Here is a 13,902-nt window from a genome sequence, read left to right on the forward strand (position 1 = left end):
TCCCCCAAGGGCGATTTTTCCGCTGCCCTTATCGATGACCTGCAAAGGTCTGACTCAATTTTTGCAGTCGCCCGAGACCCTCGAGGCGGACACAGGCAATCCCGGCAACCGACGCGCTGATCCAGCGGTGTCTGGCAGCAGGGGGTTACAGGTGTACAATGCGCCGCGTTTTAACTGTGACCCTCTGCGCAACAGCGCAAACCTCAAGGCTATCCGCCTTGTTCACTCCGCCGCGTCACGAGCGTGTCGGGTTCGATTTCGTCACAGATAAAAACAAACAGGTGACGCATGACTGTCGTAAAAACGCTGAACTCCTGGTGCCTGCGCTGGGGTTTGATCGGCGCTGCTTGAAATCGCAACCGAGCAGCAACGTCTACTGAACATCATCAAACCTTGCGTGAGACCCTTTTCATGAGTGGACAAAACTCGCATTCAGGCGAGCTGAAACGCGGCCTGAAAAATCGCCATATTCAACTGATCGCCCTCGGTGGCGCGATCGGTACCGGGTTGTTCCTTGGCTCGGCCGGCGTGCTCAAATCCGCTGGCCCGTCGATGATTCTCGGCTACGCCATCTGCGGCTTCATCGCTTTCATGATCATGCGCCAACTCGGCGAAATGATCGTCGAAGAGCCAGTCGCCGGTTCCTTCAGCCACTTCGCCCACAAATACTGGGGCGGTTTTGCCGGCTTCCTGTCGGGCTGGAACTGCTGGATTCTGTACATTCTGGTGGGTATGTCCGAGCTGACCGCGGTCGGCAAATACATCCACTACTGGGCGCCGGATATCCCGACCTGGGTCTCGGCAGCCGGTTTCTTCGTGTTGATCAACCTGATCAACCTGGCGAACGTCAAAGTCTTTGGTGAGGCCGAGTTCTGGTTTGCGATCATCAAGGTCGTGGCCATCGTCGGCATGATTGCGCTCGGCAGTTACCTGCTGGTCAGCGGCGACGGCGGCCCACAAGCCTCCGTAACCAACCTGTGGGAACACGGCGGATTCTTCCCGAACGGCGTTAGCGGTCTGGTGATGGCCATGGCGATCATCATGTTCTCCTTCGGCGGCCTGGAAATGCTCGGTTTCACCGCAGCTGAAGCTGACAAACCGAAAACCGTGATCCCGAAAGCGATCAACCAGGTGATCTACCGGATTTTGATTTTCTACATCGGTGCGCTGGTGGTCCTGCTGTCGCTGACGCCTTGGGACAGCCTGCTGACGACGCTGAACGCGTCCGGCGATGCCTACAGCGGTAGCCCGTTCGTGCAAGTGTTCTCGATGCTCGGCAGCAACACCGCCGCGCACATCCTCAACTTCGTGGTCCTGACCGCGGCGCTGTCGGTGTACAACAGCGGCACCTACTGCAACAGCCGTATGCTGCTGGGCATGGCCGAGCAGGGCGATGCGCCGAAGGCCTTGTCGAAGATCGATAAGCGTGGCGTGCCGGTGCGTTCGATTCTGGCGTCGGCTGCCGTGACCCTGGTCGCGGTGCTGCTGAACTACCTGGTTCCGCAACATGCGCTGGAACTGTTGATGTCGTTGGTGGTGGCCACCCTGGTGATCAACTGGGCGATGATCAGCTTCTCGCACTTCAAGTTCCGTCAGCACATGGACAAGACCAAACAGACGCCGTTGTTCAAGGCCCTGTGGTACCCGTACGGCAACTATGTTTGCCTGGCGTTCGTGGTGTTCATCCTTGGCGTGATGCTGTTGATCCCGGGCATCCAGATCTCGGTGTATGCGATTCCAGTGTGGGTCGCGTTCATGTGGATCTGCTACGGCATCAAGAACAAGCGCAGCGCCCAGCAGGCGTTGCAGGCCGCAGGTTCCGCTGCCAAGTAAGTGCAAAGCGCAGAAACAACAAACCCGGCCATGTGCCGGGTTTTTTGTGGACGATGAAAAATCTGGGTTCGCATCCAACCTGTAGGAGCGAGACTTGCCCGCGAAGAAGACGCCGCAGTTCATCAGGCAAACCGCGTTATCGTTCTTCGCGGGCAAGCCTCGCTCCTACAAGGTATTCTAGCGGTCCTGATACCGGACCTTTTTCCATGCTGGTGATTTCCAACAATGTGCATCTGCCGGATGCCGAGATCGAATTGACGGCCATTCGTGCGCAAGGCGCCGGTGGGCAGAACGTCAACAAGGTCTCGAGCGCCGTGCACCTGCGCTTCGACATTCCGGCCTCGTCCTTGCCCGAGTTCTACAAGGAGCGGCTGCTGGCGCTGCGCGACAGTCGCATCACCAGCGACGGCGTGTTGATCATCAAGGCCCAGCAATACCGCACGCAGGAACAGAACCGCGCTGATGCGCTGGAGCGCCTGACCGAGTTGATCCTCAGTGCCACCAAGGTCGAGAAGAAGCGCCGTCCGACCAAACCGACCCTCGGTTCGAAAAAGCGTCGGCTCGAATCCAAGACCAAGCGCGGCAGCATCAAGGCTGGGCGCGGAAAGGTCGACTTTTAACGCGCTTCTCTTTCTTCACGATACTTTGGCGCCTGCCGGTACAAGTAAACGCTTAGTATCAATCCGCTCAAAGCGGCCAACGCGGCAAACAGGAAGATTGAGGCGAACCCGAATCCAGCCGCAATCGCACCCGCCAGCGGTCCGGTGATCCCCAGCGACAAATCGATGAACAACGAATACGCCCCGACTGCCGCGCCACGGCTGGAGGCGGGCACCAGGTTGACCGCTTCCACGCCCAAGGCCGGGAACACCAGTGAAAAACCGAAACCACTCAGCGCCGCCCCGGCCAGTGCCCAATGGGCATCGGGTGCCAGCCACAGCAGCAACAGTCCGAGGGTTTCCACCGACAAGCAGGCAATCGCCACGCGAAAGCCGCCGAGGCGGTTGATCAGATTACCGAACAACAATCGCGCACCGATAAAACTGGCGCCGAACAGGCTCAGGCACAGCACCGCGTTGGACCAGTGCTGAGTGGCGTAATACAGGGTGATGAATGTAGCGATGGTGCCAAAGCCGATGGAACCCAAGGCCAGACCGCAACCGTGAGGAAACACCCGCCCCAGCACGTGCATGAATGGCAGGCGTTCGCCGACAACGATTGGTGCAGCGGTTTTTGGCCAGGCCAGCGCCAGACCCAGAACGGCCAACAGCACGATGCTCACGCCCATGCTCCACAAACCCAACTGACTCACCAGCAGCACCCCCAGCGGCGCGCCGACCGCCAGCGCGCCGTAACTGGCGATGCCGTTCCAGGAGATGACCTTGGCGGTGTTCGCTGCGCCGACCCGGCCGATGCCCCAGCCGATCGACCCGGAACCCACCAGGCTTTCTGCGCTGCCGAGCACCAGTCGGCCGATCAACAGGCAGATCAGGCTTAACGTCGGCAGGCTTTGCGTCCAGGCCGAAATCAACATGAACACACCGCTCAAACCACAGCCAGCGAGGCCGTACATCACCGCCAGTTTGCTGCCCTTGTTATCGATGATGCGTCCGGCGTAAGGGCGGCTGAGCAGGGTGGCCAGGTATTGCACGCTGATCACCAGCCCGGCGATCACGGCGCCAAAACCGAGGTCGCTGTGGACGTAGCCCGGCAATACGGCCAGAGGAATGCCGATATTCAGGTAACCGATGAACGTGAACAGGACGATGGAAACGACTTGCAGCGTGACCGCCATGGGGCGCTGGGTTTCTGACATGGGTAAAGGTCCACGGGGCAGCAGGATAGATAGGCTGCTTATGATAGCGGCGTGGACGGTCGCGGGGCGTGAAAAAGTAAAACTATTTGCCAGACGGGGTGAGTCAGGTTTTGGCGGGGGCAACCAGTTGCGTCGTGACCAGAGCGGCCAGGGCGTTTTCTTCGCTGCCGAAGCGGGCCAGCAGGGCGGCTTGTTTCTCGGGGGAAAGGCGGTTCCAGATCTCGATCATCTTCTCGGCGGTGCCGATCAGGACGCTGGCCTGGGCTTCAGTGAAATCATCGCTCATGGTGCGGGCTCGCGGTTCAGGCGGTGTGGAAAGCGCATGTTAGCGCTTTCCACACGGTCTGGCATTGCAGGTGTATCAGTCTTCGCTGTCGGCCTGGCGGCGTTCAGGTGCTTCTTTCATCTCGGGCTGTTGGGCACCGGCTTGTTGCGTGGTTGTCTGCTCAGTTTCGTGCAGGCTTGGGAAGGGGAGATTAGGGATCTCGTGCATGTCGCGCTCCTCGCTAAGTCTGTTGATAGATCTGGTAGATCCGCGCTTTTAAAAAGCCTGCGCAGGATACAGCAGGAGAAATGACAAATAGACTTTTATATCCATTTGTTGCGACGGATGGGATTGTCTAGACAGGTCAGCAAGAGGGGGCGACACACATTCAAATGTGGGAGCGGGCTTGCTCGCGAAGACGGAGTGTCAGTCAACATCATCGTTGCCTGATACGCCGCTTTCGCGAGCAAGCCCGCTCCCACAGGGGATGTGTAGTGTCTGATATTTATTTGCAGACGTCAGCGATAGCTTCGGCCAGCAGATCCAGACGCGTCGCATCAATCCCCGCCACGTTAGCCCGGCCCGAGCTCACCATGTACACACTGTGATGCTCGCGTAGCTGTTTAACCTGCTCCGGCGACAAACCGGTGTAGGAAAACATCCCGCGTTGCACACCGATGTGCGCAAATCGCTCACGCAAGCCATGGGGTTCAAGTGCTTCGACCAGACCGCTGCGCAACTGGGCGATACGCAAACGCATGGCTTCCACTTCGTCGGCCCAGCGGCTTTTCAGCTCTGGATCACCGAGGATGGTCGCGACCACGGCGGCGCCATGATCCGGCGGCGTCGACCACAGGTTGCGGGCGATGTTGGCCAGTTGGCTGCGGATATCCACCAGCTTGTCGGCGGTTTTCGCGCAGACAATCAATGCGCCGGTGCGGTCGCGGTACAGGCCGAAGTTTTTCGAACAGGAACTGGTGATCAGCACTTCCGGCAACTCGGCGGCGAACAGCCGCGTCGACCAGGCATCCTGCTCCAGGCCGTCACCGAAACCCTGATAAGCGAAGTCGATCAGAGGTAGCAAATCGCGACTGCGCACCACGTCCAGCACCCGACGCCAATCGTCATGGGACAAATCGAAACCGGTCGGGTTGTGGCAGCAGGCATGCAGCAGCACCACATCGCCCTTGGGTGCTTGATTGAGCACCGCCAGCATTGCTTCCACATCGAGACGGTTATCGCTGCCCACGTATGGGTAATGACTGACCTTGACCCCGGCCGCCGCGAAAATGGTTTCGTGGATCGGCCAGGTCGGGTTGCTCAACCACACGCCACGGCCCGGCAGGCATTGGGCGATGAAGTCGGCGCTCAAACGCAACGCGCCAGTACCGCCCGGCGTCTGAGTGACGCCGGCCCGTTGTTCGGCGATCAACGCCGAATCCGCACCAAGCACCAACTCGTTGATGACTTTGCCGAACGCTACATTGCCGTGGCCGCCGATGTAGGTTTTGGTGGATTGACGATCCACCAGGTGTTGCTCGGCGAGCTTCACTGCTTCGGGGATTGGCGTCTGGCCCTGGGCGTCTTTGTAGACACCCACGCCAAGGTCGAATTTGCGCGGATTAGGGTCCAGCGCATAGGCCTCCATCAGGCCGAGAATCGGGTCGCCGGGAACTCGGCCGATGGCGTCGAAATGCATTATTTGCGGCCCTCGGCGTTCTTCGCCACTTCGTCAGTGCGCGCGGCCATGATGAAGTCGTTGCGGTGCAGGCCTTTGATGGAGTGGCTCCACCAAGTCACGGTGACTTTGCCCCACTCGGTCAGCAGGCCTGGGTGGTGACCTTCGGCCTCGGAAATTTCACCGACGGCGTTGGTGAACGCCAGCGCGTGTTTGAAGTTCTTGAACAGGAAAACTTTTTCCAGCTGCATCACGCTGTCGCGAACTTCGATGTTCCAGTCAGGGATCTGCTTGATCAGGATCGGCAATTCTTCGTCGCTGACCTGAGGGGCGTCGGCGCGGCAGGCTTCGCAATGGGCTTGGTTTAATGTGGACATGATGTGTTCCTGAAATCGAGTGTTTTGAAAAACGGTCGTCAGTGGGACCACGCTAAAGCAAAGCGGCGATCCGTAACAGACTCACTTGATGCCAAAAGACGCGGGTCACGCGGCTTTTGGCGGAAATTTCGGCGCACGCAGCCCCAGCTGCATACCTTGCTTGACCATGCCCATGATGTCTTCGTGGGCCAGATCGAACAGGCGCTTGAGGTTCGGCAGGACAAAGTACAGCGGTTGCAGAATGTCGATGCGGTACGGCGTGCGCATGCATTCCAGCGGGTCGAAGGCCTGATGCTCAGGCTCGTTCGACAAGCAGTAAACGGTTTCTTTGGGCGAGGACAGAATGCCGCCGCCATAGATGCGCAGGCCTTGTGGCGTGTCGACCAGGCCGAACTCGATGGTCATCCAGTACAGGCGCGCCAGATACACGCGTTCTTCCTTGGAAGCCTGTAGGCCAAGTTTGCCGTAGGTGTGGGTGAATTCGGCGAACCAGGGATTGGTCAGCAGCGGACAGTGGCCAAAGATCTCGTGGAAAATGTCCGGTTCTTGCAGGTAATCCAGCTCTTCGCGGGTACGAATAAACGTCGCCACCGGGAACTGCTTGTTCGCCAGCAATTCGAAAAAGGTCTGGAAGGGAATCAGTGCGGGGACTCGGGCAACCTGCCAACCGGTGGTTTCACCGAGGACCTTGTTGATTTCACCGAGTTGCGGAATGCGGTCGTGGGGCAGACCGAGTTTTTCGATACCGTCCAGGTATTCCTGGCACGCACGGCCCTCGACCACTTTCAGTTGGCGAGTGATCAGCGTGTTCCACACCGCGTGTTCTTCGGCGGGGTAGTCGATAAAACCTTGCGCATCGGGCTCACGAGCCACGTATTGCGTCTGCTTCATGCTGCTCTCCTGCTAGGGGATACGTTCTTGTTGTGTGTACAGCTATAGACCTAGAAATACCCCAAGGCGTGCGGTGTTGTAGCAGGTGATCCGCAGTGAGAGTTGGAAAAATCTCGGCTTTTCGTAAAGTATTCGTTACGGATTGGTCGCTATGGCGCAAGTATTGATATTTGCGGGTTTGAAATGGCGCACGGGTGTCACATAATCTTGACGACTATTTGAGTGCCTCGGCAGAAAAATACGTCGGTCTGCCAAGTACCCTGTGGGAGCGGGCTTGCTCGCGAAGGCGGTCTGTCTGATACATCAATGCTGGATGGTCCGACGCTTTCGCGAGCAAGCCCGCTCCCACAGGTTGTGTGCTCGGCATCAACCTCACTCACCGTTTTGTGGGCCTTTATATGCGTATCAAAGTTCACTGCCAGAACCGCATCGGTATTCTGCGCGACATTCTCAACCTGCTGGTCGAGTACGGGATCAACGTCGCTCGCGGCGAAGTGGGCGGTGAGCACGGCAATGCGATCTACCTGCACTGCCCGAACCTGATCAACATTCAGTTTCAGGCGTTGCGTCCGAAGTTTGAGGCGATTGGCGGGGTATTCGGCGTCAAACGCGTAGGGCTGATGCCCAGCGAGCGTCGGCATATGGAACTCAATGCCTTGCTTGGTGCCTTGGAGTTTCCGGTGCTGTCGATCGACATGGGCGGCTCCATCGTCGCGGCCAATCGTGCGGCGGCGCAGTTGCTCGGGGTGCGGGTAGACGAGGTGCCGGGGATACCGCTGTCGCGGTACGCCGAGGATTTCGATTTGCCGGAACTGGTGCGCGCCAACAAGTCACGGATCAACGGCTTGCGGGTCAAGGTCAAGGGCGACGTGTTTCTCGCCGACATCGCGCCGCTGCAATCGGAGCATGACGAAAGCGAGGCCATGGCCGGTGCGGTGTTGACGTTGCACCGGGCGGACCGGGTGGGCGAGCGCATCTATAACGTGCGCAAGCAGGAATTGCGCGGCTTCGACAGCATTTTCCAAAGCTCGAAAGTGATGGCGGCGGTGGTTCGCGAAGCACGGCGCATGGCGCCACTGGATGCGCCGCTATTGATAGAAGGCGAAACCGGCACCGGCAAAGAGTTGTTGGCGCGGGCCTGTCACTTGGCGAGCCCGCGTGGGCAGTCACCGTTGATGGCGCTCAACTGTGCCGGTCTGCCGGAGTCCATGGCCGAGACCGAATTGTTCGGCTACGGTCCCGGCGCCTTCGAAGGCGCACGGGCCGAAGGCAAGCTCGGGCTGTTGGAGCTGACGGCGGGCGGTACGTTGTTTCTCGACGGCGTCGGCGAAATGAGCCCGCGCTTGCAGGTGAAATTGCTGCGCTTTCTGCAGGATGGTTGCTTCCGTCGTGTCGGCAGCGATGAAGAGGTCTATCTGGATGTGCGGGTGATCTGCGCAACGCAAGTGGATTTGTCCGAGCTGTGCGCTCGCGGTGAGTTTCGCCAGGATTTGTACCACCGTTTGAACGTGCTCTCGCTGCACATCCCGCCGCTACGCGAATGCCTCGACGGACTGGCGCCGCTGGTGGAGCACTTCCTCGATCAGGCCAGTCGGCAGATCGGTTGCCCTTTGCCGAAACTGGCGCCAGCGGCCATGGAACGGCTCAGTCATTATCATTGGCCGGGTAACGTGCGGCAGTTGGAAAACGTACTGTTCCAGGCCGTTTCCCTGTGCGACGGCGGCACCGTCAAAGCCGAGCATATTCGCCTGCCGGACTACGGCGTGCGTCAGCCGCTTGGCGATTTTTCCCTTGAGGGTGGTTTGGACGAGATTGTCGGGCGCTTTGAGAAAGCGGTGCTGGAGCGTTTGTATTCCGAGCATCCGAGCAGTCGGCAACTGGGCAAGCGGTTGGGGGTGTCGCATACCACCATTGCCAATAAGTTGCGTGAGTATGAGGTCGGCAAGACTGAGTCTTAGCCGATAGCTATTTTTGCCTGTGATGGACCCTTCGCGAGCAAGCCCGCTCCCACATTTGATCGAGTCGAACACAAATTAAATGTGGGAGCGGGCTTGCTCGCGAAGGCGGTAGTCCAGTCAACCTCAAGGTCAACCGTTGCCACCTACCGGCATAACACCGCCGGTTTTTCGTCTTCGATACATTCCCCCAATCCCCTCTGAATCCCTCAAGTCCTTTGTTTGCCGGGCCCTGCGCCGCCAGAAAAAAGTTGGTCTGCAAATTGCTTATGGCTCAGCAGTACAGCGGTGGGCGGCAAACGTCCGGCATGCAGAGGAAAGAGTGTGGACAAGTACCTTTATGTGGCAATGACCGGCGCCAGCCAGAATGCACTGGCGCAGAAGGCTCATGCCAACAACCTGGCGAACATCTCTACCAACGGTTTTCAGAAGGACCTGGAACAGGCTCGTTCGATGCCGGTGTTTGGTGACAGCTTTCCGGCGCGTGCGTTTGCCATGAGCGAACGTCCGGCCACCGACTTCTCTCCTGGCTCGCTGGTAGAAACCGGTCGCGACCTCGATGTCGCGGTGCAGGGCAACGGCTGGATCGCCGTGCAGAACCCCGATGGCGGTGAAAGCTACGTGCGCACCGGCAGCTTGAACGTTGACGCCCTGGGCGTGCTGCGTGCCGGCAACGGTATGCCGGTGGTAGGCAATGGCGGGCCGATTGCCGTGCCGCCCGAGCAGCAAATCGAAGTCGGCGAAGACGGCACCATCAGCATCCGTGCGATGGGTGAAGGCCCTCGCGTGATGGCCGAAGTCGACCGCATCAAACTGGTCAACCCGGACTTCAAGAACATGACCAAAGGCCTGGACGGTTCGATCCACACCAAGGACGGCAAGCCGGCGCAGGCCGATGCCAACGTCAAACTGGTGTCCGGGTTCCTTGAGTCGAGCAACGTCAATGCCGTGGAAGAAATGACTTCGGTGCTGGCGCTGGCCAAGCAGTTCGAGCTGCACATCAAGATGATGAACACCGCCAAAGACGATGACCAGGCCATGGCTCGGGTCTTGCAGATCAGCTAATTATCAGAACGTCGCGCCGTAAAACAGGCGCACGAGGAGAATCGAATGCTTCCGGCTCTATGGGTTGCCAAAACAGGTCTGTCCGCCCAGGACACCAACCTCACCACCATTTCCAACAACCTGGCGAACGTATCGACCACGGGTTTCAAACGTGACCGCGCCGAGTTCCAGGACTTGCTGTATCAGATCAAACGCCAGCCAGGCGCCCAGTCGACCCAGGACAGCGAATTGCCGTCGGGTCTGCAAGTGGGTACCGGTGTGCGCATCGTCGGCACCCAGAAAAACTTCACCGCCGGCAGCCTGCAAACCACCGAGCAACCGTTGGACATGGCCATCGACGGTCGCGGTTTCTTCCAGATCCTGCAGCCGGACGGCACCACGTCCTACACCCGTGACGGTACGTTCCACCTGGATTCCAACGGCCAGATCGTCAACGCCAGCGGTTTCGCCCTGGAGCCGGCCATTGTCATTCCGAACGACGCCCAGACCTTCACCGTCGGCCGAGACGGCACCGTGTCCATCACCGTTGCCGGCAACCCGGCCTCCCAGGTGATCGGCAACCTGCAAACCGCCGACTTCATCAACCCGGCCGGTCTGCAAGCGGTGGGTAACAACCTGTTCCTGGAAACCGCTGCCAGTGGCGCGCCGCAAGTCGGCACCCCGGGCCTTGCCGGTTTCGGCACCACGCTGCAGAACACCCTGGAAACGTCCAACGTCAGCACCGTCGAAGAGATGGTCAACATGATCACCACTCAGCGCGCCTACGAGATGAACTCCAAGGTGATCTCCACCGCCGACCAGATGCTCTCGTTCGTAACGCAGAATCTGTAATCAAGTCTATGAGGCGGCCATGAGGTCGCCTGCAATACCGTGAGGTAGGGTCATGAATCGCTTTGTATCTGTTCTGGCACTGAGTGGGGCCGTTTTGCTCGCGGGCTGCGTCGCCCCGCCGCCCAAGCCCAATGACCCTTACTACGCCCCGGTGTTGCCGCGCACGCCGCTGCCGGCTGCCGCCAATAACGGCTCGATCTACCAGGCCGGTTTCGAACAGAACCTGTACAGCGACCGCAAGGCGTTCCGGGTCGGTGACATCATCACCATCACCCTGAACGAGCGCACCCAGGCGAGCAAGAACGCCAACTCGCAGATCGACAAGAACAGCAAGACCGACATCGGTCTGAGCTCGTTTTTCGGGGGCGGCCTGAGCACCAGTGATCCAGTGGGCAGCGGCAGCCTGAGTCTGGACGTCGGTTATGAAGGTGACCGCGCCACCAAGGGCGACAGCAAGTCCGGCCAAAGCAACAGCCTGACCGGTTCGATCACCGTGACCGTCGCCGACGTGTTGCCCAACGGCATCATCGCCGTGCGCGGCGAGAAGTGGCTGACCCTCAACACCGGTGATGAGCTGGTGCGGATTGCCGGCCTCGTTCGCGCCGATGACATCGCCACCGACAACACCGTGTCGTCGACCCGCGTCGCCGATGCGCGCATCACCTATTCGGGCACCGGTGCGTTTGCCGATGCGAGTCAGCCAGGCTGGTTCGACCGTTTCTTCCTCAGCCCGCTGTTCCCTTTCTAGGTGGCTTCTCTGGTGAGCATGTTGAACTTCAAACACCTGATGGTGGCTGCGCTCCTGATGTCCGTAGCCTTCGACGCTCAAGCCGAGCGGCTGAAGGACATCGCCAGTATTTCCGGTGTGCGTTCCAACCAATTGATCGGCTACGGCCTGGTGGTCGGGCTTAACGGCACCGGCGATCAGACGACCCAGACCCCGTTCACCCTGCAGACCTTCAACAACATGCTTTCGCAGTTCGGCATCAAGGTGCCGGCAGGTTCGGGCAACGTGCAATTGAAGAACGTCGCGGCGGTGTCGATCAGTGCTGATCTGCCGGCGTTCGCCAAGCCGGGTCAACAGATAGATATCACCGTTGCGTCCATCGGTAACTCCAAGAGCCTGCGTGGCGGCACGTTGTTGCTGACGCCGCTCAAAGGTATCGACGGCAACGTCTACGCCGTCGCTCAGGGCAACCTGGTGGTTGGTGGTTTCGATGCCGAAGGACGTGACGGTTCGAAGATCACCGTCAACGTTCCGTCGGCCGGTCGCATCCCTGGCGGTGCGTCGGTCGAGCGTGCCGTGCCAAGCGGTTTCAATCAGGGCAACAGCCTGACCCTGAACCTCAACCGTTCGGACTTCACTACCGCCAAGCGCATCGTCGACAAGATCAACAACATGCTTGGCCCTGGCGTCGCCCAGGCCATCGACGGTGGTTCGATCCGCGTGACTGCGCCACTCGATCCGAGCCAGCGGGTCGACTATTTGTCGATCCTCGAAAACCTCGAAGTCGACCCGGGCCAGGCGGTGGCGAAAGTCATCATCAACTCGCGCACCGGCACCATCGTAATTGGCCAGAACGTCAAGGTTTCCCCGGCCGCCGTGACCCACGGCAGCCTGACCGTGACCATCACCGAAGACCCGATTGTCAGTCAGCCCGGCCCTCTGTCCAACGGGCAGACGGCGGTCGTACCGCGCTCGCGGGTCAATGCTCAGCAAGAAGCCAAGCCGATGTTCAAATTCGGCCCGGGCACCACCCTCGACGAAATCGTCCGTGCGGTGAACCAGGTCGGCGCGGCACCGGGTGACTTGATGGCGATCCTCGAAGCGCTGAAGCAGGCCGGCGCGTTGCAAGCCGATCTGATTGTGATCTGAGGACGGCGACCATGGATATGCGCAAAAGCGGTCTGGTCAGCAGCAGCGATTCGGGTTCCTACTCGGACCTGAATCGCCTGAATCAGCTCAAGGTCGGCGACAAGAACAGCGATGCGAACATGCGCAAAGTGGCGCAGGAATTCGAATCGCTGTTTCTGGGTGAAATGCTCAAGTCCATGCGTTCGGCCACCGAAGCGCTGGGCCAGGACAACCCGCTCAACACGCCGGCAGCCAAGCAATACCAGGAAATGTACGACCAGCAGTTGGCCGTTTCCCTGTCCCGCGAAGGCGGCGGTATTGGCCTGGCGGACGTGCTGATGCGCCAGATGTCGAAGAACAAACCGATGGCGCCGGGTGAGGCCGCGGCAGCGTCTGCCGCCAAGCAAGCCGCCGCGCAAGCTGCCGTGGAAACACCGATTGCCGCCGGTACGGTCGCCACCAACGGACCACTGTCGCGTCTCAATGGTGAGCGCCCGTTGTGGGCTTCGCGCTCGGTGAAGACGCCGGCAAGCGCGGGCGAGGGTGCTCATCGCAATGACATGGCGCTGATCAATCAGCGGCGTCTGGCATTGCCACCGAAACTGGCTGATCGTTTGCTCGCCGGGCTGGTGCCGTCGGCATCGACCACGGCGACGACCGCCACCGCAGCACAGAACAAAATCCAGGTGCCGCAGAGTACCGCGACCAGTTCCGGTTCCCTGTACAACGGCGATTGGCTGGCTGCGCAAACGGATACAGCGGCCAGCGGACGCATGCAGATTTATGGGCGTGCCATGGCCCAAATACCCCTGGCGCCGGCGAAGAAAGCCTTCAGTTCCGCCGACGAATTCGTCAACACCATGCTGCCGATGGCCAAAGAAGCTGCCGACCGTATCGGTGTCGATCCACGTTACCTGGTGGCTCAGGCTGCCCTGGAAACCGGTTGGGGCAAATCGGTCATGCGCGCCCAGGATGGCAGCAGCAGCCACAACCTGTTCGGCATCAAGGCCAGCAGTAACTGGAAGGGCGATTCGGCGCGGGCGATCACCAGCGAATTCAGAAATGGCGAGATGGTCAAGGAGACGGCCGAGTTCCGTTCCTACGCCTCTTACAAAGACAGCTTCCATGACCTTGTGACGCTGCTGCAAAGCAATAATCGCTATCAAGATGTGCTGAAGTCGGCCGATAACCCAGAACAGTTTGTACGCGAGTTGCAAAAAGCCGGGTATGCAACCGACCCGGATTACGCAAGCAAGATTTCGCAGATAGCCAAGCAGATGACGAGTTACCAAAACTACGCTGCGGCGGGCGCTTCCACTACGCCTTTATAGGCACA

14 protein-coding genes are annotated in these 13,902 nt (G+C 59.6%); 8 read left to right on the plus strand and 6 right to left on the minus strand.

The window, feature by feature from the left end; translation table 11 throughout:
* The first annotated feature begins 411 nt into the window (after window positions 1-411).
* Both KW837_RS00470 and arfB read left to right on the plus strand, forming a co-directional pair.
* Entirely contained in the window at window positions 412-1,833 is a 1,422-nt protein-coding gene (locus tag KW837_RS00470; protein ID WP_218394158.1) for an amino acid permease, read from the plus strand.
* A gap of 206 nt (window positions 1,834-2,039) precedes the next feature.
* Complete coding sequence (gene arfB, locus KW837_RS00475; protein WP_008074893.1) at window positions 2,040-2,453, plus strand: alternative ribosome rescue aminoacyl-tRNA hydrolase ArfB; 414 nt, start codon at window positions 2,040-2,042, stop codon at window positions 2,451-2,453.
* Here the strand turns inward: arfB and KW837_RS00480 are convergent.
* From KW837_RS00480 to phhA, 6 genes are all read right to left on the minus strand, one after another.
* Window positions 2,450-3,649 carry an MFS transporter gene (locus KW837_RS00480; protein ID WP_218394159.1) on the minus strand — a complete coding sequence of 400 codons (1,200 nt, stop codon included), beginning with the start codon at window positions 3,647-3,649 and terminating at the stop codon, window positions 2,450-2,452. The two genes, arfB and KW837_RS00480, sit on opposite strands and share 4 nt — an antisense overlap.
* 103 nt (window positions 3,650-3,752) lie before the next feature.
* Window positions 3,753-3,935, minus strand: coding sequence for a hypothetical protein (locus KW837_RS00485; RefSeq protein WP_008074891.1), 183 nt, complete (start codon window positions 3,933-3,935; stop codon window positions 3,753-3,755).
* A 75-nt stretch (window positions 3,936-4,010) separates the two neighbouring features.
* Window positions 4,011-4,142: a hypothetical protein gene (locus KW837_RS28635; protein WP_256348506.1), complete on the minus strand. Its 132-nt coding sequence runs from the start codon at window positions 4,140-4,142 to the stop codon at window positions 4,011-4,013.
* A 277-nt stretch (window positions 4,143-4,419) separates the two neighbouring features.
* The gene (locus KW837_RS00490) at window positions 4,420-5,613 is read right to left on the minus strand and encodes an amino acid aminotransferase (RefSeq protein WP_225603749.1); all 1,194 of its coding nucleotides are present in this window, start codon (window positions 5,611-5,613) and stop codon (window positions 4,420-4,422) included.
* Window positions 5,613-5,969, minus strand: a complete 357-nt coding sequence (locus tag KW837_RS00495; RefSeq protein WP_010457024.1) for a 4a-hydroxytetrahydrobiopterin dehydratase — start codon at window positions 5,967-5,969, stop codon at window positions 5,613-5,615. Before KW837_RS00495 ends, KW837_RS00490 begins: the two co-directional genes overlap by 1 nt.
* Before the next feature lie 105 nt (window positions 5,970-6,074).
* The gene (phhA, locus tag KW837_RS00500) at window positions 6,075-6,860 is read right to left on the minus strand and encodes a phenylalanine 4-monooxygenase (RefSeq protein ID WP_008074887.1); all 786 of its coding nucleotides are present in this window, start codon (window positions 6,858-6,860) and stop codon (window positions 6,075-6,077) included.
* Window positions 6,861-7,258: 398 nt separating this feature from the next.
* Between phhA and KW837_RS00505 the strand changes: the two genes are divergently transcribed.
* From KW837_RS00505 to flgJ, 6 genes are all read left to right on the plus strand, one after another.
* Window positions 7,259-8,818 (plus strand): sigma-54-dependent phenylalanine hydroxylase transcriptional regulator PhhR, encoded by a 1,560-nt coding sequence (locus KW837_RS00505; protein ID WP_008074886.1) that lies wholly within the window; start codon window positions 7,259-7,261, stop codon window positions 8,816-8,818.
* Window positions 8,819-9,139: 321 nt separating this feature from the next.
* Window positions 9,140-9,880: a flagellar basal body rod protein FlgF gene (locus KW837_RS00510; protein ID WP_008074885.1), complete on the plus strand. Its 741-nt coding sequence runs from the start codon at window positions 9,140-9,142 to the stop codon at window positions 9,878-9,880.
* A gap of 45 nt (window positions 9,881-9,925) precedes the next feature.
* Window positions 9,926-10,711, plus strand: coding sequence for a flagellar basal-body rod protein FlgG (gene flgG / locus KW837_RS00515; protein ID WP_008011001.1), 786 nt, complete (start codon window positions 9,926-9,928; stop codon window positions 10,709-10,711).
* Between the two features lie 52 nt (window positions 10,712-10,763).
* On the plus strand, window positions 10,764-11,459 hold the full coding sequence (flgH, locus tag KW837_RS00520; RefSeq protein ID WP_218394160.1) for a flagellar basal body L-ring protein FlgH: 696 nt from the start codon (window positions 10,764-10,766) through the stop codon (window positions 11,457-11,459).
* 18 nt (window positions 11,460-11,477) lie between these two features.
* Complete coding sequence (locus KW837_RS00525) at window positions 11,478-12,587, plus strand: flagellar basal body P-ring protein FlgI (RefSeq protein ID WP_218395133.1); 1,110 nt, start codon at window positions 11,478-11,480, stop codon at window positions 12,585-12,587.
* Window positions 12,588-12,598: 11 nt separating this feature from the next.
* Window positions 12,599-13,897: a flagellar assembly peptidoglycan hydrolase FlgJ gene (flgJ, locus tag KW837_RS00530; protein WP_218394161.1), complete on the plus strand. Its 1,299-nt coding sequence runs from the start codon at window positions 12,599-12,601 to the stop codon at window positions 13,895-13,897.
* The last annotated feature ends 5 nt before the right edge of the window (window positions 13,898-13,902 follow it).

The sequence above is a fragment of the Pseudomonas sp. PDM24 genome (genome assembly GCF_019218905.1).
GTDB lineage: Bacteria > Pseudomonadota > Gammaproteobacteria > Pseudomonadales > Pseudomonadaceae > Aquipseudomonas.

Coding starts and splice junctions, on each gene's coding strand:
- KW837_RS00470 (WP_218394158.1), top strand. CDS start 412: ATGAGTGGACAAAACTCGCATTCAGGCGAGCTGAAACGCGGCCTGAAA.
- arfB (WP_008074893.1), top strand. CDS start 2,040: ATGCTGGTGATTTCCAACAATGTGCATCTGCCGGATGCCGAGATCGAA.
- KW837_RS00480 (WP_218394159.1), bottom strand. CDS start 3,649: ATGTCAGAAACCCAGCGCCCCATGGCGGTCACGCTGCAAGTCGTTTCC.
- KW837_RS00485 (WP_008074891.1), bottom strand. CDS start 3,935: ATGAGCGATGATTTCACTGAAGCCCAGGCCAGCGTCCTGATCGGCACC.
- KW837_RS28635 (WP_256348506.1), bottom strand. CDS start 4,142: ATGCACGAGATCCCTAATCTCCCCTTCCCAAGCCTGCACGAAACTGAG.
- KW837_RS00490 (WP_225603749.1), bottom strand. CDS start 5,613: ATGCATTTCGACGCCATCGGCCGAGTTCCCGGCGACCCGATTCTCGGC.
- KW837_RS00495 (WP_010457024.1), bottom strand. CDS start 5,969: ATGTCCACATTAAACCAAGCCCATTGCGAAGCCTGCCGCGCCGACGCC.
- phhA (WP_008074887.1), bottom strand. CDS start 6,860: ATGAAGCAGACGCAATACGTGGCTCGTGAGCCCGATGCGCAAGGTTTT.
- KW837_RS00505 (WP_008074886.1), top strand. CDS start 7,259: ATGCGTATCAAAGTTCACTGCCAGAACCGCATCGGTATTCTGCGCGAC.
- flgG (WP_008011001.1), top strand. CDS start 9,926: ATGCTTCCGGCTCTATGGGTTGCCAAAACAGGTCTGTCCGCCCAGGAC.
- flgH (WP_218394160.1), top strand. CDS start 10,764: ATGAATCGCTTTGTATCTGTTCTGGCACTGAGTGGGGCCGTTTTGCTC.
- KW837_RS00525 (WP_218395133.1), top strand. CDS start 11,478: ATGTTGAACTTCAAACACCTGATGGTGGCTGCGCTCCTGATGTCCGTA.
- flgJ (WP_218394161.1), top strand. CDS start 12,599: ATGGATATGCGCAAAAGCGGTCTGGTCAGCAGCAGCGATTCGGGTTCC.